Raw genomic sequence first — 3,818 nt, forward strand, 5'->3', positions numbered from 1 at the left:
CCTGTATTTGTAACTGATTATCCAAAAAACATCAAGGCCTTCTACATGAAAAGAAACGACGATGGCAAGACTGTTGCAGCCTTCGACATGCTCGTTCCTGGAGTTGGTGAGCTAATAGGTGGTTCACAAAGGGAAGAAAGATATGACGAATTATACAAATCAATGGAAGAAAATGGCCTAAATCCAGAAGAATATGAAAACTACCTAGACCTAAGAAGATTTGGTACAGTAGTTCACTCAGGATTTGGACTAGGATTTGAAAGAGCTGTAATGTATGTTACAGGAATGAAAAATATCAGAGACGTACTAGCTTACCCAAGATACGTACGCGCCTTTGCTGATAAAAACTAGGGGGAAGAAATGGTTGAATATAATCCAAATGCCATAGAGAAAAAATGGCAAAAGAAATGGGATGAGGAAAAGACTTTTAAGTCTGAAATAGATAAGAGCAAGAAGAAATTCTATCCTTTGGTAGAGTTTCCTTACCCATCAGGACAAGGCCTTCACGTAGGCCACCCTCGTCCATATACTGCTCTTGATGTCGTAGCTCGTAAGAGAAGACTTGAGGGAGAAAATGTAATGTATCCAATGGGATGGGATGCCTTCGGTCTTCCAACAGAAAACTACGCTATCAAAAACAAAATCCACCCAGCCAAGGTCACAGAAGATAACATTGCTCATTTCAAAGAACAAATGAAATCAATCGGATTTTCCTTTGATTGGGATAGGGAAGTAAATACAACTGACCCAGACTATTATAAGTGGAGCCAATGGATTTTCATTCAAATGTTTAAGCATGGACTAGCCTACAAGAATGAAATGTCTGTAAACTGGTGCCCATCTTGCCAAGTAGGACTTGCCAACGAAGAAGTAGTAGATGGTAAGTGCGAAAGGTGCGGTACAGAAGTAGTCCACAAGATGAAAAACCAATGGATGCTAAAGATAACTGAATATGCTGATAGACTAATAGATGATCTAGAAGAAGTTGACTTCGAAGAAAGAATCAAGGCCAGCCAAATCAACTGGATTGGTAGAAGCCATGGTTGCGATGTTGACTTTAGGATAAAAGACCTAGACGAAAAACTTACAGTTTATACAACAAGACCTGATACTATCTTCGGAGTATCTTACATGGTAGTTAGTCCTGAGCATCCAATACTTGAAAAATACAAAGAAAGAATCAAAAACTTCGTAGAAATTGAAGCCTACCAAGAAGAGGCTAAGAAGAAGTCTGACTTCGAAAGAAGTGAGCTAAATAAAGATAAGACCGGAGTTATGATTGATGGAATCTCTGCAATAAACCCACTTAACGATAAGGAAATTCCTATCTGGGTATCAGACTATGTCCTAATGACTTATGGTACGGGAGCAATAATGGCAGTTCCTGCTCACGATAGCCGTGACTTTGAATTTGCAAAGAAATTTGATATGCCAATCATCCCAGTCTATGATACTGGAGAAGAGCTTCCTACTACTGATATCAATAAGGGACAAGCCATCAACTCTGACTTCCTAAACGGACTATCAGCAAATGATGCTAAGAAAAAAGCAATCGAATATGTAGAAGAAAATAGCCTTGGTAAGGCTAAGACCAACTTTAAGTTAAGAGACTGGGTATTTTCTCGTCAAAGATATTGGGGAGAGCCAATACCAATGATCTACTGCGAAGAGCACGGTTGGGTTCCAGTTCCTGAAGAAGAGCTTCCAGTAAAGCTTCCTGACGTTCCTTCTTATGAGCCTACAGCTACAGGCGAATCCCCACTATCAGAGATAGAAGAGTTTGTAAACACAACTTGTCCAATCTGTGGCAAGCCTGCAAAAAGAGAAACAGACACCATGCCTCAATGGGCAGGATCAAGCTGGTATTATCTAAGATATATGGATCCAAACAACAAGGAAGCCATTGCGAGCAAAGAAGCCCTAGACTACTATTCACCAGTTGATTGGTACAATGGGGGAATGGAGCATACTACCCTCCACTTGCTTTACTCAAGATTCTGGCACAAGTTCCTCTATGATATAGGGGTAGTTCCAACAAAGGAACCTTACAAGAAGAGAACTAGCCATGGAATGATCCTAGGAAGCGACCACCAAAAGATGAGTAAGTCTCGTGGCAATGTAATAAACCCAGATGATATCATAAGAGATTATGGAGCAGATACCTTAAGATGCTATGAGATGTTCATGGGAGATTTCTCATCAATGGCCATTTGGTCAGATGAGGGAGTAAGGGGCTGTAGGAAATATCTTGAAAGAGTATTTAACCTAACAGACCTTGTAGTAGAAGGCGAAGAATACAGCAAAGAACTTGAAGTAGTAATCAACCAAACTATAAAGAAGGTAAGTGAAGATTACGAAAACCTTAAGTTCAATACTGCTATAGCCCAACTTATGACCCTTCTAAATGAGATGAAGTCCCTTGGTAAAATTACCAAAAAAGACTTTAGAACATATATAACCCTTCTTAACCCAGTAGCTCCACACATGACTGAAGAATTGTGGGAGATGATGGCTTATGAAGGAGAGCTTAACCAAACTACTTGGCCAAGCTATGATGAAGATAAGCTAAGCTTCGATTCATTTGAAATGCCAGTACAAGTAAACGGTAAGGTAAGAGCTACGGTCATGATGGATAAGGACGCTAGCAAGGAAGATGCTATAAAGAGCGCCCAAGAAGATAATAATATCAAATCATATATCGAAGGAAAGGAAATTAGAAAAATAATTTACGTTCCTGGTAAAATCTTAAATATTGTTGTCTAAGAAGATATCTTAGATAGTTTAAAGGAAAACTCAAAGGTCTAACTTTTGGGTTTTTCTTTTTTTATAATTTTTCTTTTATCCCATAAATTTTGTAAGTGATAAAGCTTTTTGAAAAAGATATTTAATGTTTAGAAATAATGATATTGGTTATATATATAAAGATGAAATTATAACTAACTAGATATAATTAAAGAAAGGAATATATAATGAAACTTGCTATAATTTACTATTCACAAACAGGGGTTAACTACTCTATGGCCAAGAAAGCTTATGAAACTGCCAAGGAAGCTGGAGCGGAAGTTAGACTTAGAAAGGTCCACGAAAGCCTAGATACATCAAATGTAATAGAAGGATCAGCTTGGGATAAGCTTCTAAAGGAGACAGCAAATATTGAAGAAGCCACAGCAGAAGACTTGGTTTGGGCAGATGCTATAATATTTTCAACTCCGACAAGATTTGGCAATGTAGCAGCTCAAATGAAGGCCTTTATCGATAGCCTTGGTGGGGTATGGGCAGAAGGAAAGCTAGTAAATAAATACGTAACAGCCTTCTCATCTGCACAAAACTCAAATGGAGGGCAAGAACAAACTATAAGAGCAATCTATACGAGTGCCATGCACTGGGGAGCAATCATAGTTCCAACTGGCTACACAGATGATTCAATCTACCTACAAGGAGGAAATCCTTACGGAGTAAGTGCAAGCCAAGACCCAGAAAAACAAGACGCAACAACTACCAATGATGTAATGCCTGCGGTAGTCCACCAAACTAAGAGACTTCTAGAAGTCTGTAGCAAATAAAATTTGAGAGACCTCAAAGTAAATTGATAATTGATTTTATGATAATTATCAAGGCTTTGAGGCCTTTTTATTTACATATATTTTAATATTAATAAGATTTAGATTAAAAAAGTTAATCTTGAAAAATATCGATTAATTTCATATAATAGATTTGACAAGAGTTAGATAAAGATGTACGATTGTATTACAAACATCATACAAAGAGGGATTTATGAAAGCTATAATAAAGAAAAATATTTTCAATATAATATCTGT

3 protein-coding genes are annotated in these 3,818 nt (G+C 37.6%); all 3 read left to right on the plus strand.

Features of this window, described 5'->3' with window-relative positions:
* The coding region (locus tag MRZ08_RS06975; protein ID WP_297380998.1) for an amino acid--tRNA ligase-related protein at positions 1 to 351 on the plus strand (351 nt) is incomplete at its 5' end.
* Positions 352 to 360: 9 nt separating this feature from the next.
* Positions 361 to 2,763 carry a leucine--tRNA ligase gene (gene leuS, locus MRZ08_RS06980; RefSeq protein WP_297381001.1) on the plus strand — a complete coding sequence of 801 codons (2,403 nt, stop codon included), beginning with the start codon at positions 361 to 363 and terminating at the stop codon, positions 2,761 to 2,763.
* A gap of 206 nt (positions 2,764 to 2,969) precedes the next feature.
* Positions 2,970 to 3,563, plus strand: coding sequence for an NAD(P)H:quinone oxidoreductase (gene wrbA, locus MRZ08_RS06985; protein WP_297381004.1), 594 nt, complete (start codon positions 2,970 to 2,972; stop codon positions 3,561 to 3,563).
* The last annotated feature ends 255 nt before the right edge of the window (positions 3,564 to 3,818 follow it).

Source organism: Anaerococcus sp., assembly GCF_022770135.1.
Lineage (GTDB): Bacteria > Bacillota > Clostridia > Tissierellales > Peptoniphilaceae > Anaerococcus.

Excerpts from the sequence above, each read along its gene's own strand:
- leuS (WP_297381001.1), top strand. The coding sequence starts at position 361 with ATGGTTGAATATAATCCAAATGCCATAGAGAAAAAATGGCAAAAGAAA.
- wrbA (WP_297381004.1), top strand. The coding sequence starts at position 2,970 with ATGAAACTTGCTATAATTTACTATTCACAAACAGGGGTTAACTACTCT.